Genomic DNA, 18,876 nt, shown 5'->3' on the forward strand with positions numbered 1-18,876 from the left:
CAATGTCTGAGCAATCTTGCACATACTCGTCTTTTTTCAGACCGTAACCTATGAAGCCGTCGGCGCGGTTGACATAAAGTTTGGCGTTGTTAGCCACCACTGCCGATGCCTGAATAGTGTCGAACTGGGCGATTTCGGTGCGGCGCTCGCGGCCTTTGCCGTGTTTTGCCAATAGGTTTTCAAAATAAGCAATCGCGTACTCCGTGAGGTGTTCGAGGTGGTGTTTCGTCTGTTCGAGTTCCTCGTTCAGTTTAGCGATTTCCTCGTCGGCCTTGAAGGAATTGAATTTGGAAATACGTTTGATGCGGATTTCGGTCAGCTTGACGATGTCGTCTTCCGTGATGTCGCGCATCAAACGCATGCGCTGATCATTGGGGCCCGGGTTGTCAACTGGCGTCGCCACGTATCTGCGCAATTCGCGGTCGATGGTCGTCAGAACTTCCTCCCAACTCTCACATTCTTCAATCTGGTGGTAAATCCGGTTTTCGATAAAGATTTTTTCCAAACTGGCCATGTGCCATTTTTCCAGCAACTCACCCAGTTTGATTTCCAATTCCGTTCTTAACAAATCACGGGTACGGAAGGTATTGTGCTCCAGAATCTCCTCAACGGTCATAAAGCGTGGCTTATCCTCGTGGATCACGCAGGCGTTGGGAGAAATAGACACTTCACAATCGGTAAAAGCATAAAGGGCGTCGATGGTGACATCCGGGGAAGTGCCCGGGATCAATTCCACCTGAACCTCCACGTTTTTACTGGTCAGGTCGACTACTTTTTTGATTTTGATCTTCCCTTTGTCATTGGCCTTGATGATGCTTTCGATCAGGGATTCAGTCGTCACACCGTAAGGCAGTTCCTTGATGGCCAACAGGTCCTTATCGAGTTTTTCGATGAGTGCGCGGATCTTGATTTTCCCACCTCGTTTGCCGCCATTGTAATCGCTTACGTCGATCATGGCCCCGGTTTGAAAATCGGGGAAGATCTGAACCTTTTTGCCCTTGAGGATATCGATGGAAGCCTTGATCAGTTCAATGAAGTTGTGGGGCATAATTTTGGTGGACAAACCCACCGCAATGCCATCTGTACCGGAGGCCAACAACAAGGGAAACTTGGCTGGTAAGGTCACGGGTTCCCTTTTCCGCCCGTCGTAAGACATTTGCCACTCAGTCGTCTGGGGGTTAAACATCACCTCCAGTGCAAACTTGGTCAAACGCCCTTCGATGTAACGGGGAGCCGCCGCACCAGCTCCGGTAGCCACATCACCCCAGTTTCCCTGAGTATCTATGGTGAGCTCTTTTTGCCCCATATTCACGAGCGCATCGCCAATGGCAGCGTCACCGTGGGGGTGGTATTGCATGGTCAAACCAATGACATTGGCAACTTTGTTGTAACGCCCATCGTCGGTTTCTTTCATGGCATGTAGGATGCGCCGCTGTACTGGTTTCAGTCCGTCGTCGATATGGGGTACAGCGCGTTCCAGAATAACGTAAGAGGCATAGTCCAGAAAATAGTCCTGGTACATGCCTTGCAAATTGATTAGCTGGCCGTTGCCGTTGGCGGTTTTGTTCGATTGATCCATGCTCAAAAAACAAATAGAAGTTGAGTTGAAGAGTTAAGCAGTTGAGGAGTTGAGATCTGCGCTTCGACTCCGCTCAGCGACCGATCTCAACTCCTCAACTGCTCAACTCCTCCCCTAATTCAGCAAAAGTACACAAAATAATTTTAAACACAAATTGTTTTTGATTAAAAAAAGCCAACAAATCTATTCAAAAAGCGCCAAAGTAGTGGGGCAAAAATAAATGTTCATTTTTCTTGAGCCATAGAATTAGATAAGACACTTAAATTGAACCGTTTACTTATCTAATCCTATGGCAAAATGAACATCTATTTTTTTATCGCCCTAAAGCTGCGATATTGAGGCAAAATTATCCGTCATGCAGCCTTTAGCTCAGGTGCCTAGCGCCACCGATATCCAGCAATCTCATGCTTTGATTCAGCCCTACATCCACCGCACGCCCGTATTGACCTGTCAAAGCATCAATACAATCAGTGGTGCACAACTTTTTTTTAAGTGTGAAAACTTTCAAAAAATCGGTGCCTTCAAAATGCGTGGTGCCAGCAATGCCGCTCTGCGCCTTGATGAGGCAGCGCGGGAAAAGGGTCTTGCCACTCATTCTTCCGGCAATCATGCCCAGGCGGTGGCCAAAATTGCCCAGGCGCTGGGAGTCCCCGCCCACATCGTTATGCCTGAAAATGCACCCAGCGTAAAACGGGAGGCCACCGCTGGGTATGGGGCCAACATTGTGTTTTGTGAAGCCACTCAGGCTGCCCGCGAAAGTACGCTGGCCCAGGTACTGGCCGAAACAGGCGCTACCTTTATCCACCCCTACGACGATTACAACGTGATCGCCGGGCAGGCTACTGCTGCACTAGAATTGATTCAGGACCTGCCCGATCTGGATGCAATCATCTCGCCGATTGGTGGCGGAGGTTTGATGAGTGGTACGGCTTTGAGTACCCACTATTTTGCCCCCAATACTAAAATTTATGGCGCTGAACCAGAGCAGGTAAATGACGCCTGGTTGTCATTCAAAAGTGGTGTGCGAACGCCGCACCAAGGTTTGCCTTCCATTGCCGATGGTTTGTTGACCAACTTGTCGGAAAAAACCTTCGACATCATTAAGGCTCATCTCAGTGATGTTTTTACCGTCACGGAGGCGGAGATTGTAGCGGCCATGCAGTTGGTGTATGAGCGAATGAAAATTGTAGTAGAGCCTTCTTGTGTGGTGCCCTTGGCAGCAGTGCTGAAACACAGGGAAGTTTTTGCCGGAAAAAAAGTGGGCATAATTTTGACGGGAGGGAATGTGGATGTGCGGAAGTTGCCGTTTTGAAATAGGAATAAAAAAAACTATTGCGTTAACCCCCACCATTAAACCTACCCCCTTCAATTCAGTCAAAGCACCATCGCAAAAATCACCCCTTAGTTCTAAAGCAGGGAGCCGATTCTCTTGCAAATTTGTGGTATTGACAACTGTTAACTTTCAAAATCCTACAACAATGAAAAAAATACTCGTTCTATTCGCCTGCTTGTTCGCATTGACTTTTGCTACCCAGGCACAAAATGTACTGGACAAAGCTGAGAACAAAATTGACCGCGCCGAAAACCGTGCTGACCGCGCTGAAAACAAACGTGACCGTGCTGAAAACCGCAGAGACCGCGCTGAAGATGTACGCGATGCCCAGCACAATGGTGGCATCAAAGACAAAATGGAAGATGTAAGAGATCGGAGAGAAGATGTTCGTGACCGTGCCGAAAACCGCCGCGACCGTGCCGAAAACAAGCGGGATCGCGCCGAAAACCGCCGGGATCGCAGACACTAATACTGGTTAAAAATAGATTCTGGGGCAAAAAATGTTCATTTTGCCCCATCCCAAATGCGCTGCACTTTGCCCTCCGGTTGGGGCAAAGTGCAGCGCATTTGTGGGCTAACCTATGCTGTTTGAGCCTGGCAGAAGAATCATCTAAACGCAGGCTATTTTACCGACCCGTGTCGCATGCCGGCCACCTTCAAATTCTGAACGTAAGAAAGCATTCACAATGGCTTCAGCCTGATTAGGTGTGGTAAAGCGCACTGGAAGGCATACTATGTTCGCATCGTTGTGCTGGCGCGCCAGAGCCGCAATTTCTTCCATCCAGCACAGGGCGGCCCGAACTCCCTGGTGTTTGTTCGCAGTGATGGCCACCCCATTGCCGCTGCCGCACAGCAAGACGCCCATATCGGCTGTGCCATTTTCCACATCGTTGGCTACAGGGTGTACAAAATCCGGATAATCAACCGAATCCAGCGAATTGGTGCCATGATCGATGACTTTAATGTCTTTGGCAATCAATAGCTTTTTGATCAGGTCTTTAAAAGGGAAGCCGGCGTGATCACAGCCAATGGCAATGGTCTTTGTGTTCATATTGCGTTGTCTTTGTGTGCAAAGGTAAGCCGAAAGCCATTTTTTCAACTATCTTCGCCGCCAAATTTGTCAACATGTCGGCTATCAAAATCAAGGCGGGATCGATCACCAACCTCACTGATGCTCGCTATTTTTCAGCCTGGGAAGTGGAATGGTTGGGCTTTAACCTGAGTCAGGGTGAAGAAAATGCCATTAGTCCCTTACAGGTAGCAGCCATGCGGGAATGGGTGGAAGGGCCAAAAATTGTGGGGGAATTCAGCCTGAGCAGCAAGGAGGATATTTTGCACCAGGTGGCAGAGTTGCAACTGGACGCAGTGCAGGTAGGCATGTTTACCGATCTGACCACCGTGATGGATTTGTCCAATGAACTGCCGGTGATTAAAGAAATCGTGATCGAAAAATCGAGCAGTGCCGGAGACATCGAGTTCATGTTGAGCCATTTTTCGCCGCATGCCAGCTATTTTTTGCTCAATTTTGACAAAGGTGGTTTTACTTGGGCTGAGGTGAAAAAAGGGGGAATTTTGAGTCCGGAAATCTTGCGCGATTTTTGCCAGCGTTACCCCATTTTACTAGGCATTGGCGTTCAGGCCAGCGAAGTCAAAGATATGTTGGCCTACTTGCAACCCGCCGGACTTAACCTCCTGGGCGGAGAAGAAGAAAAAACTGGGATAAAGTCTTATGATGATGTAGATGATATTTTTGAACAACTGTCTCTGGGATCATAAAAGATCAATAGTTGTAGTCGATTGTCCCTACTGGGTTAATTGAGTGATCGATTACCATGTCCATGACCTCATCTTCACTATAACCAGAGTTACCAACTTCCGGACTGAAATTTGCAGGAGCTGCATCCGCTGCACCTGCATTTTCAGCAATGGCGGCCAAAATCAACAACAATAAGGCTGCGGCCTGCTCATCAGTGATTTCCCCCAATTCCTGTTTTTCAGCCAGTTTTTGCTTGATGGCCGCCACTTGAGCATCTTCAGTACTGAGCTCGGTGCTGTTTTCCTTGTTGTTGGCATAAGTGCCAGACAAATCACAGCTGTTGAAAAAACAAAGAGCGAAGAAGGCGGCGAAGATGATCAGGTTTTTCATGGCTTTGGATTTTTAAGTAATCAATTCGGAGTGTTTGATGATACAAAGTAAGGCCATCCTGAACTGCCAAAAACCATCCCTTCGAGGGGTTTGTGAAATATCCTCATTTATGGGGAGAAGAATACTGAGTGTTCAACTTTTCTACAGCTATGAGGGTTTTATTAGATCATCTTCCTGATTTTTTAGAACACAACCATCATGAAATACAAACTACTAGGTCGTAGCGGCCTGCGCGTTTCCGACCTCTGTCTGGGCACTATGGGCTTTGGCCAGGAGTGGAAATGGGGTGCTGATTACGATACCTCCAAACAAATTTTTGACACCTATGCCAACGCAGGTGGCAATTTTGTGGATACCGCCAACCGATACACCGAAGGCACCTCCGAAAAATGGCTGGGTGAATTCATCGCCGACAACCGCGACCACTTTGTGGTGGCTACCAAATACTCTTTGCGCGACGGCACCGGCGATCCCAACTTCGCAGGCAACTCCCGCAAGAACATGATGCGCTCTGTAGAAGGGAGCCTCAAACGTTTGAATACGGAGTTCATCGACTTGCTTTGGGTACACGCCTGGGACGGACTAACCCCGGTGGAAGAAGTTATGCGTGGCCTGGATGACCTGGTTGCCCAGGGAAAGGTCAACTACATCGGCATTTCTGATACCCCGGCCTGGATCGTATCCCAGGCAAATACACTGGCCGAATGGCGGGGCTGGTCGAAGTTTGTAGCCTTACAGGTGGAGTACAGTCTGCTGCAACGAACACCCGAGCGCGACTTACTGCCCATGGCCAATGCTTTTGGAATGGCGGTCACCCCCTGGGCGCCCTTGGCAGGTGGGGCATTGACTGGAAAATACCTACGTGGCGAACAAGGTCGCCTACCCGAAGCCAGCGCACGCCGGGCTGATTATGCCAACCGGATCGCCCAGGAAGTAGTAGATGCTGCGGAAACACTAGGCGCATCGCCAGCTCAAGTGGCCATTCGCTGGACCATGGAGCAGGGAAAAACAGTGATTCCTATTGTAGGTGCAACCAAACCCGCCCAACTGGAAGATTGCCTCGGTGCCGCAAACCTCGAATTGACTGATGAGATCATGGCTCATTTGAATGAATTGAGCCGGATTGAGTTGGGCTTCCCCCATGATTTTTTGCGGCAACCTGGAGTGATTGATGTCTTGTATGGTGGCGCAGAAACGTACGAAAAAATACAACCATAATCTGTACGGGCGACCCTATGTGGTCGCCCCTATTGGCAGCCACACAGGGTTGTCCCTACTGGTTTTTACCAAACCATTTCCGGTCCTTCATCCGCTTCTTCAAATCCTGCGCAAACTGATGCTCATCCAACACCCCGATCAGGCGATTCCAAGGGTTATAAACGGGCATTGCGCCAGCATCTGAAACTTGCAGAACGCTGAAGGCACCACGCAAGTTTTCAGCACTGATCAAGGGATAAATATCCGGCAACATGTATTTGCGCACCGGAGCCTGAAAGTCTTTCTTTTTACGGGCATCCAGTAATTTGAACTCTGGCAACACGCCCATCAGGTTTTGCCATTGATCAAAAACCAAAAAATTCCGTTCCAGGCCTAAGGCATAAACTTTCAACACTTCTTCGATGCTGTCATCGAGGTAAATTCGGGAAAAATTGCCCCGCATAAGTTCGTTTACCTTGAGTTTGCTGACCATGTCCTCCATTTTCACGGAGCGGTATTCGTTTTCGGCAGTAAACAGGATAAACAAACCAATCAGAACATACATTGGATTGACCTGCCCCGCAGCCCAGATGCCTTGAATTCCCCAGGTGATCATCCCAAGTGCCAATAATTGACCAATGCGTGCTGCAATCATAGTAGCATTCAAACGCCCCAATCCGATGGATAATAAAGCCCGCAAAATTCTTCCCCCATCCATTGGGAAGGCCGGGATAAGGTTGAAAGTGGCCAAAATGACATTCAACCAGGCCATAAAAAAGATAAAACGATCCAGGTTGGAATATGTGTCGAGAAAAAAATTGCCCTTAGCAAACACCACGCCATTCATGATTTCCCAGCGTTGATCAGGAGTAAACATGAACAGATAAAGGCTAAAAAATATAGCAAGGGCAACATTGACCAGAGGGCCGGCAATGGCTACCCAAAACTCATGTGCAGGTTTTTCGGGCAAATGGTCCAAACGTGCAACTCCACCAATGGGCAATAAAATGATGTCGCGGGTGTTGACCCCATAAAGCCGGGCAGTAAGGGCGTGCCCAAACTCGTGTAAAATCACCAGAAAAAACAACACCAGCACAAAAATCCCCGACCAAAACATGGCAGTTTTGTCCCAATCGGTATCAAATCCGGCGTAAAGAACATAGCCCAATACCAGCATAAAGAAACTCCAATGTACCCGCACCGGGATGTTGAAAACGCGGGCAACCCGAAACGCTCCAGTCATTTGTTGAGTTGAGAAGTTTAGTGGTTTAGTGGTTTAGCCGCTGGAGTCTCCACTTTCGGTTTGGTAGTTGCAGACTCTTGCTGGACAGTCCAGCCCGCGCTTTCGCCAATGAATTGGATCAAGTCAATGATTTCAAGGCCTTGCTCACGAGCCTGTTTAATCAAATCGCTTTCCCTGGCTTTTTGTTCAATCAGGTCCCGTGCTTTTTTATTGAGTTTGTTGTAGTCTTCGGGAGTGAAGGTATTAAAGGAACCCTCCGATATGTCATAATAATCGATGCTGTGATCAATGGAAATGATTTCAGGTTCTTTGGGAATATTGCGAATGGTGATGGTTTTGGTCGACGTATCGGCCTTGATGTCCAGGCCTTCCAGGTTGTAACCTACCGATACCCGTGCCTTTACGCGCAACAAGGCTTTTTTGCGAAAAATCCACCAGTCGTAGCGCCAGTAATCTTTGTGGCTGTACAATTCGGTGAAATAACCTTCTACCGTGACCAGTTTGGCCACGGTTTGCATTTTTTCCAATAGTACCGAAGCTTCCGCCTGGGTAACGACGTGTTCTTTGGGTTTAAAAATGCCCCGGGCAATCCAAAAACCAGCAGCAAAAACCACAATTAGCCCCAAAACAAGCAACAAGCGACGCAGCATAGTTATTTTTTTGATTCAAAGATAAACAAGGGGCGATAAAAATAAGCATTCATTTTGCCCATCAGGAAAGCTTACTTTTCTTCATCTTCGGGGCTGATTTCTTCACCTGCGTTTTTGTCCTTTACTTTGGAACTAACCGGATAACGAACTCCCTTGTAGCTTTTGAGGATCACCTTTACGGACCCGATTGAAATGGGCGACTCAATCATCAGGGGCAAACGGTTTTTGTCATCGGTTGCCCAGATGGTCAGATTGGAACTTTCTTTAAAAATGTACCCCTTGATCACCTCAGGGTTGATGGCCACAGTATTGAAATGCCCCAGACCCCGAATTTTTTTATTGGCAAACTTACCTTTGTAGTTCACCTTCAAAGGCCAGGTTTTTTTATCGATAAAAATTTTGATGGGAAAGTCCTGGCCTGGCCGCATTTGGTCAAAATTGAGGTTGCGGGCACAATACACCATCGACAAAATGTCGTGGATACAGGAATCGGTGTCGTACTCAGTGACCTGGGCAACATCCTTGGTTTTTCCGCGTAGGGATTTTACCTTGCCATTGTCCCGATCAAAAGTCAAACGATCGTACAAAGTGTATTTGCCCTCGTTTACTTCACGTACCGAAGTGATGGGCAGGAGGGTCTTTTTGTCTACATAGGCATCATACTTGTCGCGCACTTTAAAAAAAGCGTCATAACCTTTGTAAGTGCCACCATGCGCCGAAAAGTGGTAGCGGTCACCCAAATCTTCCACCTTAAAAGTCACCTCTCCAGCCGACATCCAGATAAAGTTCCAGTTGTAAAAAACCTTATACACCATTTCTTCCCCATGCTTGAACACTTGATTGTCCATGTCACATTGATCCCCCGGGTACCTGGGAATGTGATTGGGTACACTTTCGGACTGTGGGCTACGGAAGGCACTCAAACCCAACAAGAGGGGAACCGCAGCAATTTTCATCATCCTGGAGAGAAACATAGACATATCGTTTTGATTTCAGGAAAAAATGGAATCGGAGACTTCAAAAACTTCACCATCATTTAAACAGCAAAAAACAAATTCAAGGTTCAATTTTTCACCACTTTTTGACGATGTAAAACAAACCAAGTAACGCAGGTAGAGCCAAATTTAGTACGAACAAAGTGTAGGACGCCGCCAGAATACTCAGTGCGTTGCCCCCCCAAATACCCCAAATCATAAGGGCTATTTCACCTCTGGCCAACAAAGCCAACACCGGGGGCAATGGAATAGCCGTTTGTAGCAAATAAATGCTGCCAACTCCGGCCAGCGCCGCATCCAAAGGTAAAAGAATGCCATAAAAGCGCAAAATGGCGTAATATTGAACGCTGTACAAGCCATAGCGCAAGCAGGCGAAGCCGAAACCAGCCGCAAAAACACGCCAGCTGTAACGCTCTGTAATGTCCAGACCCTGTTGCAGTGGCATTTGTAAAAATTTGAAAAATCCCTGCCAGGTTTCACCCCTGATCCGGTCTGCATAATGATGCAACAATCGGGGGATTACCACTACGCCTAATAAAAGCAAACAGATAAAGAGCCCAATAATGAAGCTTAAAAAAAGTCCAGGCTGCGCAATGGGCCAACTTTTGGTATAATACCCCAGCCACAACAAAGATGGAAAGCCCATTCCCAACAACACCAAAAACTGGCAATAATTGCTGGCGATGGTCGCCAGCATAATTTGGGTTTTTTGGCCTTTTGGAGCCAGCAGCCAGCGCCCCAGATAATCTCCACTGCGGTTGGGTAGTAGCATGGATGCAGCTACCCCGGCTAAAACAGCATGCCAACTTTGTCTGAACGGCATCCCACTCCAGGGTTGGGTGAATGCCCGCCATTTAAAGGTTTCTATCAGCCAGTTAAAGGGCATCAAAAAACTACAAAAAAGTAAGTAGCCCAGAGCTGTTCCAGATAAATTTTGCCGAAAAAGCCCCCAAAGTTGGTCAAAATTGTTGCGGTGGAAAAGCTCGGTGTACAAACCCCAGATGATGGCTAAAGCCAGTAGGTAACGAAACAAAACCCATCCAATCGAAATCTTTTGGTTAGCCTTGAGCAAAACAAAGAGTTTTAATTAATTTGCATTAGCGTAAAAATAGTTCTACTTTGCAGCAAAATCAGCAAGGGTGGCAGATAAATTGGAAAATTACCGCATTCTAGGCGTCGATCCAGGCACAAACATCTTAGGCTACGCCATTCTGGAAGTCAAGGGAGATGTACTGCTTCCGATAGACATTGGAGTCGTTTACCTCAAGCAGTTTGAAGACCATCCCCAAAAACTCCAGCGCATTTTTGAACGAATCACCAGCATTATTTCCCAATACGGGCCCCGCTACCTGGCTATTGAAGCGCCTTTTTTTGGCAAAAACCCACAATCTATGCTCAAATTGGGCCGCGCACAAGGGGTGGCCATGGCAGCGGCCATCACCAAAGGTTTGGAAATTACGGAATACTCGCCTAAAAAAATCAAACAATCCGTTACAGGAAATGGCAACGCAGCCAAAGAACAGGTAGCTGCCATGTTGCAAAATACCCTGAAAGTAAGCCTGGATGGACAGTACCTCGATGCTACTGATGCACTGGCAGCTGCGGTTTGTCATTATTACCAGTCGCGCTCGCCGCTTGGTGGAGCAGGGAAAAAGTACAATGACTGGGGATCTTTTTTAAAAGAAAACCCAGAAAGAGGGAAAGGTAGATAAGCCCAGTCACCCAGGGAAGCGATTTCGTCCGCCCCCGCACAAGCCACTGTCCACATCCGGTCAAATTAAAACTTCTTGCACGCCTATTTACCTCACAATTAGCAGCTTGATTTTTTGGCATGTCATTTGTTCTACAAAAGTTGATATAATGACAAAATCATGCGAAGAAGCTATCTGGGAGAATTTGAAGAAATCGTTTTGCTGACCGTTGCCGTGTTGGGTGAGGGGGCCTACGGCGTATCCATCACCAATGAACTCGACGAACAATCGGGGCGCAGTGTCAGCCTGAGTGCCGTTCACGCCGCCTTGCATCGCCTGGAGGAAAAAGGGATGTTGAGCTCTTACCTCGGCGATGCAACAGCAGAAAGGGGAGGCCGGCGCAAACGCCTTTTTTCCGTCACTGCGCAAGGCAGTCAAACCCTGCACGAAATCCGTTCGGTGCGCGAGCGGCTGTGGAGTTCAATTCCTCCCAATTCCTTGCCTTCGATTGCCTTTGACCTATGAGTGCAAAACTTCCTCAACCACCACGGTGGGCCGACAGGCTATTGGAGCTTTTTTGTGCGCCCCATCTGCTTGAAGAAATCCAGGGAGACTTGTATGAGCGGTTCCAACGGCAGGTGCAGCTCTTTGGACTACGCAGTGCCCGACAACAGTACATTTGGGCTGTGCTCAGTTTCTTCAAACCCTTCGCCATCAAACGCAAACCCCAGCCTTATCCAAACACCCCCTTATTTCATCCGGCTATGTTACAAAATCAATTAAAAATCGCCTGGCGCAAACTTTGGAACCACAAAGCTACCGCCGCCATCAACCTACTTGGTCTCACCCTGGGCATTAGTGCCTGTTTGGTATTGGGGGTGATCATTCATTTTGAGCTGAGTTTTGATCGCTTCCACCCCGATCAGGAGCGTATTTATCGCGTGGTGGGGCAAGCCAAATTTGGTAAGGAGAGCACCTTTAACCCCATTGGTTTTGTGCCTCGGGCAGTGCCTGCTAGCATGCGCGAAGAAGTGAAGGATTTAGAAACCGTTGCTTCTTTTCACAACCTGGAAAGCAATGTTGTGGTGCCCCAGCGAGGGAAAGCCGATAAAGTTTTTCCGGGACGGGACATGGATAAAGACCCCGCCCAAATCATTGTTGCCGAACAAAGTTATTTCAATATCTTCAAATACCAGTGGCTGGCGGGTGATCCAGAGGGGGCTTTGAACGAGCCATATCGGGTGGTCTTGACGGAACCCAAGGCCCGGCTTTATTTTGGGGCAGGCGACCCGCAGTCTTTTATTGGCCGCGAACTCATCTACCGGGATTCCATCCGTATGACGGTGAGTGGCATCCTCGCTCCCTGGACAAAACGTACGGATTTGGGTTTTACGGACTTTCTCTCTGCGCCGACTATCCGGGCCAGTCGTTTGAAAAACGAAATCAATCTGGACGAATGGAATGACATCTGGTCGGCATCGCAGCTGTTTGTCAAACTTGCCCCTGAAACCCCTGAAGAGCAAGCAAGCACCCAACTCAAAGCTTTTGGCAAACGTCATTTTGGTCTCAAAGCAGGAACTGGCGACTTTGTCGTGGATTTGCAATTGCAGCCCTTGTCCGATCTACATTTTAATCCTGCCTTTATGGACAATTATTCCCGAAAGGCTCATTTACCTACTTTATACGGCTTAACAGGAGTAGCACTTTTTATCCTGATCATTGCCGCAATCAACTTCATCAATTTGTCTACGGCCCAAGCCAGTCAGCGCTCGCGGGAGGTAGGGATGCGCAAGGTTTTGGGCAGTAGCCGATGGAGTCTAATTGGGCAGTTCATGAGTGAGACCTTTATTTTGACCTTGATCGCTTTGGTTGTGGCCTTAATCATGGCCAACCCTATTTTGCACCTTTTCCAATCCTTCATTCCTGCGGGCATTCATTTTACCCTTTTAAACCCGACTGTCCTGTTATATTTGTTGGGCATTACCTTAGTGACCGTCTTTCTGGCAGGTTTTTATCCGGCTATCATTTTATCGGCTTATCGACCCGCTATTGCCCTTAAAGGAGCTACTGCATTTGCTGGTTCTTCACGGAGTTTTCTGCGCAGAGGCTTAATCGTTTTTCAGTTTACTGTGTCCTTGGTTTTCATCATTGGGACTTTGATGGTAGGTAGACAATTGAACTTTATGCGCAACAAAGATTTAGGCTTTTCTACCGATCAGATCATTACGCTCAACACACCGAGAGGCGAAAAAAGTTTGATATTGGCCGAAAAAGTACGCCAAATTTCCGGGGTAAAACAAGTAGCCACGCAGTGGGCCGCGCCCTTGAGTCTGAACTATGCCTTGACCAAACTTACCTATAATCATGAAGGGAAAAAAGAAATGGAAGTATCAGCCAAAATTGGAGATGCCAATTTCATTCCGATGTATCAACTCAAACTGGTGGCAGGCCGCAATTACTACCCCAGTGATACACTCCGGGAATTGGTAATCAACCAAAGCTTGGCCAAAATGATGGGCTTTAAACACGAGGTTGAAGCACTCGGTCAGTTGCTCAATCTCAATGGCCGGGATTATCCGGTGGTTGGCGTGGTGGCCGATTTTCATGAAAATACCATGCACCAGCAAATCAAACCTACTTTCATTGCTTATATCCCCAATATGTCGGGTAATTTGGGCATCAAGCTGAGTACTGCAGGGCAGAATATGGGCGACATCCAGGCTGCGCTGTCCAAAATTCAAAGCTCCTGGAACGCGGTTTTCCCGGATGACAAGAAATTTGAATACACTTTTTTAGACGATGCCATCGATCAACTCTACAGCCGTGAACAGAAACTGGCTACCCTGGTCAATACTGCTGCGGCCATTGCTGTGCTGATTTCTTGTTTGGGCCTACTGGGCCTGGCCACCTTTACTGCCGAACAACGCACCAAGGAAATTGGAGTACGCAAAGTGTTGGGAGCCAGCATCAGCAGCATTGTCTTGATGCTTTCGCGGGACTTTGTGCTTTTGGTGGGTATTGCCATCCTGATTGGCAGTCCAATTGCGTGGTGGGGTTTGCGCAAATGGTTGGACAATTTTGCCTATCGGGTCCAACTGGAATGGTGGGTATTCGCCCTAGCCGGAATCATGGCCATAGGGATCGCTCTGTTGACGGTGAGTTTTCAGAGTTTGAAAGCGGCCATCAAAAACCCAGTGGAGAGTTTGAAGGCTGAATAAAAAAACTTAAAAAGAGTAGGCAGCAAACCCGTGCTGCCTACTCTTCCCCCTCTCGCGAAGGCACATCCAAAACCAGCATCTCGATCACCGATGGGCTGTTTTGAATCATATCGATGATCCGCACCTGATAAGGATGAATGATCAATTCTTGCCCTTCTTCTGGTAATTCTTCACTGTGCTCCATGATCAAACCCGCCAGAGTGATGTAAGATTCACTTTCAGGTAGCGGAGTAGGTAGAAATGCATTGATTTCATCCAGTGGATGTTGAGCCTGAATGCGGAAAATTTTATCGGATACTTTTTCCACAATGGGCATTTCGGTATCCGTTTCATCCTGAATATCGCCCACCAGCTCTTCAATGATGTCTTCCAGCGTCACCAGCCCTACAATCCCCCCAAATTCATTGACTACGATAGCCATTTGATTTTTTTGCTCCTGAAACTGGCGGAGTACCTGGCTGATTTTTTTGCTGGACGAGATGAACAACAACTCCCGGATCATGCTGCGAAAATCGACCTGACGGTGTTGGGTACGCAGGGTGGCCAACAGATCTTTGGTCAAAATAAAGCCAATGATGTTGTCCATACTTCCTTCATACACCGGGTACCGCGAGTATCCTTCCTGGATGGCGTAATCAATCGCTTCATCGATAGGGGTTGCCACATTGATGGCCGCAATCTGGTTGCGTGGTTTGAGTACCTGACGTACTGTTCGATCGTCAAAATCAAAAACATTTTGGATCAGCTCACGTTCAGAAGCACGGATGGCACCTCCTTCAGCACTTTCGGCAATGATGAGTTTGAGCTCGTCTTCTGAGTGGATTTCAGCGTGCGGCACTGGCTGAATACCTATCATGCGCAGGATGAAATTGGCAAAACCATTCAGGATATAAATAAAGGGCCTGAACACAAAGTAAAAAGCTTTGAGTGGCACCGAGGTATACAAGGTGGTAGAGGTTGGATAACGGATGGCCAGGGACTTGGGGGCCAATTCTCCAAACACAATGTGCAATACGGTAATGACACTAAAGGCGACTGGCAGTGCAATACGGTGCGCCAATGCTTCGTCTACTTGTATCCGCAGGCCTTCCATGGCTGCTAAAATCAATTTCGTCATGACATCCTCACCAATCCAGCCCAAACCCAGACTGGCCAACGTGATCCCCAATTGAGTAGCCGCCAGATAACCATCCAGGTTGCTGACTACACTTTCGGCAATCCGCCCAGAAAAACTGTTTACTGCCTTGACTTGAATTTGTGAGATGCGGACTTTGACAATGGCAAATTCCGCCGCAACGAAGAATCCGTTTAATAAAACTAAAAAAAGTGTGAGTAATATCTCAGGCCCCATTTTGATCGTTGTAACAAGGTAAAGCAGCCTGACTCATCGGATGTTTTTAATGTGAGCCGTGCTATTGCTACTTTCCTTGAGATGATTTAACCACAAAATTAGGGATATTCTTACAACTTTGTGATATTGTTTTCATTCAATAAAAAAATTGACATATTTCCCGTTTTGTGTGCGGCGCAATATTCTCTAACTTCGGGCATTCAAAATTAATTTTCGCCATGAGCAAAGCGCCCAAAGGAAGGAAAACCACAGGAGGGAAACCCGTTCCCAATAAAACTGCCTCCGATAAACCCTCTAATCCCAGCCACATCCCTGCTTTGGAGGATTCAGGCACTCCACCCACCCGCTTGCATCTGATCATCCTGGCGGTGCTGAGCATCCTACTTTATGCCAACACCCTGGGGCACCAATTCACGCAGGATGACGCCATTGTCATCACTGAGAACATGCACGTCCAAAAGGGTTGGGCTGGGTTGTCGGATATTTTTAATAAGGATACCTTCCACGGTTTTTTCAAAACGGATAAGCAAGGCCTGGTGGAAGGTGGGCGTTATCGCCCCTTCACGCTGGCGATGTTTGCAGTAGAGTTGAGTATTTTTGGCAAAAGCCCATTTTGGGGGCATTTGTTCAATGTACTCTGGTATGGATTGACGGGTTTGGTGTTTTACCTGCTGGCGAGTGGTTTGTTTGCCTACCGTTGGAACAAAACCTTGAGTTCCTGGCTGGCATTTGCCGCTGCCGTACTTTTTGTGGCGCATCCCTTGCACACCGAGGCCGTAGCCAACATCAAAGGGCGGGACGAAATTATGGCTTTGTTGGGCAGTTTGGCAGCCTTGTATTTTTCCTTGCGCAGCTTTAAATCCGGCAACCTGGGCTGGGAAGCCCTGGCCGCAGTGTCTTTCTTGATTGGTATTTTTTCCAAAGAAAACACCATTACTTTTTTGGCAGTTGTGCCGCTTACCTATTGGTTTTTTACCAATGCCTCAATCGGCCAGATGCTGCGACAAAGTGCTCCTTTTTTTGTAGTCGCCATCCTGTTTTTGATCGTGCGCTCCAATGTATTGACCAACGCTCAGATAGGGGCCGCGTCCAATGAACTGATGAACAACCCTTATCTGAAAATAGAAGGCAACCAATACGTTCCTTTCTCCGGAGCAGAGCGTCAGGCTACAGTGTTTTACACCCTGGGGAAATACATCCAGTTGTTTTTGTTTCCTTATCCATTGACCCACGATTATTACCCCAATCACATCCCCCGGATGAACTGGGGGCAACCCGGGGCACTGCTGAGCTTTTTGTTGTATCTGGGCATGGGCATCGTAGGTGTGATGGGCTTGCGCAAAAAATCGCCAGTGGCCTATGGGTTGTTGTTTTACCTGACTACCCTTTCCATCGTCTCTAACGTTTGGCTGGTGGTGGGTACTAACATGTCGGAGCGTTTTGTTTTTATGCCTTCAGTGGGCTTATGTATAGCAGTAGTATCGGGTTTGGCTACTTTGTTTTATGGAGAAAAACTCAAACAAACTGCCCGGCCACAGGCATTGTTGTTGAGTATCGGAGCAGTGGTGGTGATTTTTGGCGCGCTGACTTTCCTGCGCAATTTTGCCTGGAAAGACAATTTGACCCTTTTTAGTACCGATGCAAAAACATCCATCAACAGTGCCAAAGTGCACAATTCCCTGGGTGGGGTACTCATGGATGAGGCCCGTAAAATTGAAAATGACTCCATTAAAAAAATGGCCCTCTTGCAGGAAGCATCCACCAATCTTTTAAAAGCAGTGGAAATTCACCCCAACTACCGGGATGCCTACACCCTTTTGGGCAATTGTTATTTTGAAATGAAAAATTATGCAGAGTCGGTAAAATACTTCAATGCAGCCTACAGCATCAATAACACCGACACACTTGTCAAAAAGAATTTAGGGGTAGCTTATCGCCTGCTCGGACAAGAGGAAGGAGAAAAACGGGGCAATCTGACACAAGCCCTGCAATACCTACAACAATCACTCGCTTTAAACCCCAATGACTATGCCACCCAGCGTTTGCTAGGGGTAGCCAATAGTTTTGGAGGAAATGACCAGGCAGCATTGCCTTATTTTGAAAAAGCCCGCGATTTGGTGCCACAAAGTGCCGATGCCTGGTTTGAGTTGCACATGGCCTATCAAAAGGTAGGCGACCTGACCAGAGCACAGCAAGCCCTGGCCCGAGCGCAACAAATTGATCCTGAGATTGCCCAGAAGTTTGCTCAAAAGGGGGCAAACCCAGCGAATAAATAGGCCAATCACTGGAAAAATTGTAAATTGGCAGAGTTTAAACAAACCTTTCCTCACTTCGGAAGGTCTTAATAGAAAATCGTTCAGAATGATGATAAAGCGCATCTGGTGGATATTGTTTTTGGTTGGCATCACCAGCCTGGGGGCTGAATTGCAGGCGCAACGGGATTCCAATTTGGTTCAGTTTTCAGGTTTGGTTCTGGACGGAAGCAATGATCAGCTCATCCCTGTCCCTTATACCAACGTATTTATCAAAGGAAAAAACCGGGGTACCTACTCCGATCTCAAAGGCTTTTTCTCCATTGTGGTGGAAAAAGGTGACGTCATTCGTTTTTCCACAGTGGGCTACGAAACTGTAGAATACAAAATCCCGAAAGATTTAAAGGATGATCGCTACTCCCTCGTGCAGCTCATGACTCAGGATGTGGTCAATTTGCCCGAAACGGTCATTTTCCCCTGGCCAAGCCGCGATCACTTCCGCCTGGAATTCCTGGCCATGGACGTCACTCCGGAACTGCAAAAACGCGCTGCTGAAAACATCGCCAAAGAATCTTTGAAAAAAGCAGAGGTAGGCACCCGCTTCGACGGCGACGAAAATGCCGACTTCTACCTGCGCCGCCAGGCCAGCAACTACTACTATTATGGGCAAGCACCCCCAATGAATATCTTCAACCCCATCGCCTGGGGCAAGTTCTTTAAGGCCTGGAAAGATGGGGACTTTAAGAAGAAAGAGTAAATCGTAAAGAGGAGAGATAAGAGATGAAAGATAAGAGATGAAAGATGCTACCGCAGAGACTTAGACAGCGGCCATCGTCAAAAACGTTGAGGAAGCATCTTTCATCTCTTATCTCTCATCTTTTCAAACGATTTCCATCAGCGTTCGAAACGCCACATACCGATCCCGGTACCGTTCCATGTGTTTGCGCTGAAATAGTGCAGCGTCTTCCTTTTGATAGCGCTGAAAAGTTTCCATATCGGGGCTGTAGTATTGAATGGCATAGGTAACACCGCCATCTTCATCGTCGTGCAAAAGCCGACAAATGCGGTGCTCACTGAATTTACCTGTAGCCATAATTTCTGGCACTTGTACGGTTTTCATCCAGTTCAACCACTCCTTGTGGATGCTGCCTTCAATTTTTATGGTTTCGTTGTACAAAATCATGGTACTTCCTTCTATTGACTACTTTTCAGAAAAAAGAA

18 protein-coding genes are annotated in these 18,876 nt (G+C 47.6%); 9 read left to right on the forward strand and 9 right to left on the reverse strand.

Annotated features, from left to right (window positions below):
* Nucleotides 1-1,579 (reverse strand): DNA gyrase/topoisomerase IV subunit A (locus SFV55_RS26865; RefSeq protein WP_320032676.1); only part of this gene is annotated, 1,579 nt, incomplete at its 3' end.
* A 355-nt stretch (nucleotides 1,580-1,934) separates the two neighbouring features.
* Here SFV55_RS26865 and SFV55_RS26870 point away from each other — a divergent pair.
* Nucleotides 1,935-2,891: a threonine/serine dehydratase gene (locus tag SFV55_RS26870; RefSeq protein WP_320032677.1), complete on the forward strand. Its 957-nt coding sequence runs from the start codon at nucleotides 1,935-1,937 to the stop codon at nucleotides 2,889-2,891.
* Between the two features lie 166 nt (nucleotides 2,892-3,057).
* Nucleotides 3,058-3,381, forward strand: coding sequence for a hypothetical protein (locus tag SFV55_RS26875; RefSeq protein ID WP_320032678.1), 324 nt, complete (start codon nucleotides 3,058-3,060; stop codon nucleotides 3,379-3,381).
* A gap of 141 nt (nucleotides 3,382-3,522) precedes the next feature.
* Here SFV55_RS26875 and rpiB read toward each other — a convergent pair whose 3' ends face one another.
* Nucleotides 3,523-3,963 carry a ribose 5-phosphate isomerase B gene (gene rpiB, locus SFV55_RS26880; RefSeq protein ID WP_320032679.1) on the reverse strand — a complete coding sequence of 147 codons (441 nt, stop codon included), beginning with the start codon at nucleotides 3,961-3,963 and terminating at the stop codon, nucleotides 3,523-3,525.
* A gap of 74 nt (nucleotides 3,964-4,037) precedes the next feature.
* Here rpiB and SFV55_RS26885 point away from each other — a divergent pair, with 74 nt between their 5' ends.
* Nucleotides 4,038-4,688, forward strand: coding sequence for a hypothetical protein (locus tag SFV55_RS26885; protein WP_320032680.1), 651 nt, complete (start codon nucleotides 4,038-4,040; stop codon nucleotides 4,686-4,688).
* A 4-nt stretch (nucleotides 4,689-4,692) separates the two neighbouring features.
* Here the strand turns inward: SFV55_RS26885 and SFV55_RS26890 are convergent, their stop codons facing one another.
* A complete protein-coding gene (locus SFV55_RS26890) occupies nucleotides 4,693-5,058 on the reverse strand; it encodes a hypothetical protein (protein WP_320032681.1) in 366 nt (121 codons plus the stop codon).
* Between the two features lie 198 nt (nucleotides 5,059-5,256).
* Here SFV55_RS26890 and SFV55_RS26895 point away from each other — a divergent pair, with 198 nt between their 5' ends.
* Nucleotides 5,257-6,276, forward strand: coding sequence for an aldo/keto reductase (locus tag SFV55_RS26895; RefSeq protein ID WP_320032682.1), 1,020 nt, complete (start codon nucleotides 5,257-5,259; stop codon nucleotides 6,274-6,276).
* A gap of 55 nt (nucleotides 6,277-6,331) precedes the next feature.
* Here SFV55_RS26895 and SFV55_RS26900 read toward each other — a convergent pair whose 3' ends face one another.
* The 4 genes from SFV55_RS26900 to SFV55_RS26915 all read right to left on the reverse strand — a co-directional run bounded on the left by SFV55_RS26900 (nucleotide 6,332) and on the right by SFV55_RS26915 (nucleotide 10,215).
* Nucleotides 6,332-7,498, reverse strand: a complete 1,167-nt coding sequence (locus tag SFV55_RS26900) for a site-2 protease family protein (RefSeq protein WP_320032683.1) — start codon at nucleotides 7,496-7,498, stop codon at nucleotides 6,332-6,334.
* Between the two features lie 17 nt (nucleotides 7,499-7,515).
* A complete protein-coding gene (locus tag SFV55_RS26905; protein ID WP_320032684.1) occupies nucleotides 7,516-8,148 on the reverse strand; it encodes a DUF4230 domain-containing protein in 633 nt (210 codons plus the stop codon).
* Nucleotides 8,149-8,219: 71 nt separating this feature from the next.
* Nucleotides 8,220-9,128: a DUF3108 domain-containing protein gene (locus SFV55_RS26910; RefSeq protein WP_320032685.1), complete on the reverse strand. Its 909-nt coding sequence runs from the start codon at nucleotides 9,126-9,128 to the stop codon at nucleotides 8,220-8,222.
* A 91-nt stretch (nucleotides 9,129-9,219) separates the two neighbouring features.
* Entirely contained in the window at nucleotides 9,220-10,215 is a 996-nt protein-coding gene (locus SFV55_RS26915) for a lysylphosphatidylglycerol synthase domain-containing protein (protein WP_320032686.1), read from the reverse strand.
* Nucleotides 10,216-10,282: 67 nt separating this feature from the next.
* Here SFV55_RS26915 and ruvC point away from each other — a divergent pair, with 67 nt between their 5' ends.
* From ruvC to SFV55_RS26930, 3 genes are all read left to right on the forward strand, one after another.
* The gene (gene ruvC, locus SFV55_RS26920; RefSeq protein WP_320032687.1) at nucleotides 10,283-10,855 is read left to right on the forward strand and encodes a crossover junction endodeoxyribonuclease RuvC; all 573 of its coding nucleotides are present in this window, start codon (nucleotides 10,283-10,285) and stop codon (nucleotides 10,853-10,855) included.
* A 159-nt stretch (nucleotides 10,856-11,014) separates the two neighbouring features.
* Nucleotides 11,015-11,359 carry a PadR family transcriptional regulator gene (locus SFV55_RS26925; protein WP_320032688.1) on the forward strand — a complete coding sequence of 115 codons (345 nt, stop codon included), beginning with the start codon at nucleotides 11,015-11,017 and terminating at the stop codon, nucleotides 11,357-11,359.
* Entirely contained in the window at nucleotides 11,356-14,052 is a 2,697-nt protein-coding gene (locus SFV55_RS26930) for an ABC transporter permease (protein ID WP_320032689.1), read from the forward strand. Before SFV55_RS26925 ends, SFV55_RS26930 begins: the two co-directional genes overlap by 4 nt.
* Before the next feature lie 37 nt (nucleotides 14,053-14,089).
* Here SFV55_RS26930 and SFV55_RS26935 read toward each other — a convergent pair whose 3' ends face one another.
* Nucleotides 14,090-15,403 carry a hemolysin family protein gene (locus SFV55_RS26935; protein WP_320032690.1) on the reverse strand — a complete coding sequence of 438 codons (1,314 nt, stop codon included), beginning with the start codon at nucleotides 15,401-15,403 and terminating at the stop codon, nucleotides 14,090-14,092.
* Nucleotides 15,404-15,621: 218 nt separating this feature from the next.
* On the opposite strand from SFV55_RS26935, the gene SFV55_RS26940 reads away from it, so the two are divergent.
* Both SFV55_RS26940 and SFV55_RS26945 read left to right on the forward strand, forming a co-directional pair.
* Nucleotides 15,622-17,679: a tetratricopeptide repeat protein gene (locus SFV55_RS26940; protein WP_320032691.1), complete on the forward strand. Its 2,058-nt coding sequence runs from the start codon at nucleotides 15,622-15,624 to the stop codon at nucleotides 17,677-17,679.
* An 85-nt stretch (nucleotides 17,680-17,764) separates the two neighbouring features.
* A complete protein-coding gene (locus tag SFV55_RS26945) occupies nucleotides 17,765-18,412 on the forward strand; it encodes a carboxypeptidase-like regulatory domain-containing protein (RefSeq protein ID WP_320032692.1) in 648 nt (215 codons plus the stop codon).
* A gap of 123 nt (nucleotides 18,413-18,535) precedes the next feature.
* Here the strand turns inward: SFV55_RS26945 and SFV55_RS26950 are convergent, their stop codons facing one another.
* Entirely contained in the window at nucleotides 18,536-18,838 is a 303-nt protein-coding gene (locus SFV55_RS26950; protein WP_320032693.1) for a DUF4286 family protein, read from the reverse strand.
* Between the last annotated feature and the right edge of the window lie 38 nt (nucleotides 18,839-18,876).

Origin of the sequence: Haliscomenobacter sp. (assembly GCF_033763495.1) — a bacterium.
GTDB lineage: Bacteria > Bacteroidota > Bacteroidia > Chitinophagales > Saprospiraceae > Haliscomenobacter.

Coding starts and splice junctions, on each gene's coding strand:
- SFV55_RS26945 (WP_320032692.1), top strand. CDS start 17,765: ATGATGATAAAGCGCATCTGGTGGATATTGTTTTTGGTTGGCATCACC.
- SFV55_RS26885 (WP_320032680.1), top strand. CDS start 4,038: ATGTCGGCTATCAAAATCAAGGCGGGATCGATCACCAACCTCACTGAT.
- SFV55_RS26925 (WP_320032688.1), top strand. CDS start 11,015: ATGCGAAGAAGCTATCTGGGAGAATTTGAAGAAATCGTTTTGCTGACC.
- SFV55_RS26950 (WP_320032693.1), bottom strand. CDS start 18,838: ATGATTTTGTACAACGAAACCATAAAAATTGAAGGCAGCATCCACAAG.
- SFV55_RS26930 (WP_320032689.1), top strand. CDS start 11,356: ATGAGTGCAAAACTTCCTCAACCACCACGGTGGGCCGACAGGCTATTG.
- SFV55_RS26890 (WP_320032681.1), bottom strand. CDS start 5,058: ATGAAAAACCTGATCATCTTCGCCGCCTTCTTCGCTCTTTGTTTTTTC.
- SFV55_RS26875 (WP_320032678.1), top strand. CDS start 3,058: ATGAAAAAAATACTCGTTCTATTCGCCTGCTTGTTCGCATTGACTTTT.
- SFV55_RS26895 (WP_320032682.1), top strand. CDS start 5,257: ATGAAATACAAACTACTAGGTCGTAGCGGCCTGCGCGTTTCCGACCTC.
- SFV55_RS26910 (WP_320032685.1), bottom strand. CDS start 9,128: ATGTCTATGTTTCTCTCCAGGATGATGAAAATTGCTGCGGTTCCCCTC.
- SFV55_RS26870 (WP_320032677.1), top strand. CDS start 1,935: ATGCAGCCTTTAGCTCAGGTGCCTAGCGCCACCGATATCCAGCAATCT.
- SFV55_RS26900 (WP_320032683.1), bottom strand. CDS start 7,498: ATGACTGGAGCGTTTCGGGTTGCCCGCGTTTTCAACATCCCGGTGCGG.
- SFV55_RS26935 (WP_320032690.1), bottom strand. CDS start 15,403: ATGGGGCCTGAGATATTACTCACACTTTTTTTAGTTTTATTAAACGGA.
- rpiB (WP_320032679.1), bottom strand. CDS start 3,963: ATGAACACAAAGACCATTGCCATTGGCTGTGATCACGCCGGCTTCCCT.
- SFV55_RS26940 (WP_320032691.1), top strand. CDS start 15,622: ATGAGCAAAGCGCCCAAAGGAAGGAAAACCACAGGAGGGAAACCCGTT.
- SFV55_RS26905 (WP_320032684.1), bottom strand. CDS start 8,148: ATGCTGCGTCGCTTGTTGCTTGTTTTGGGGCTAATTGTGGTTTTTGCT.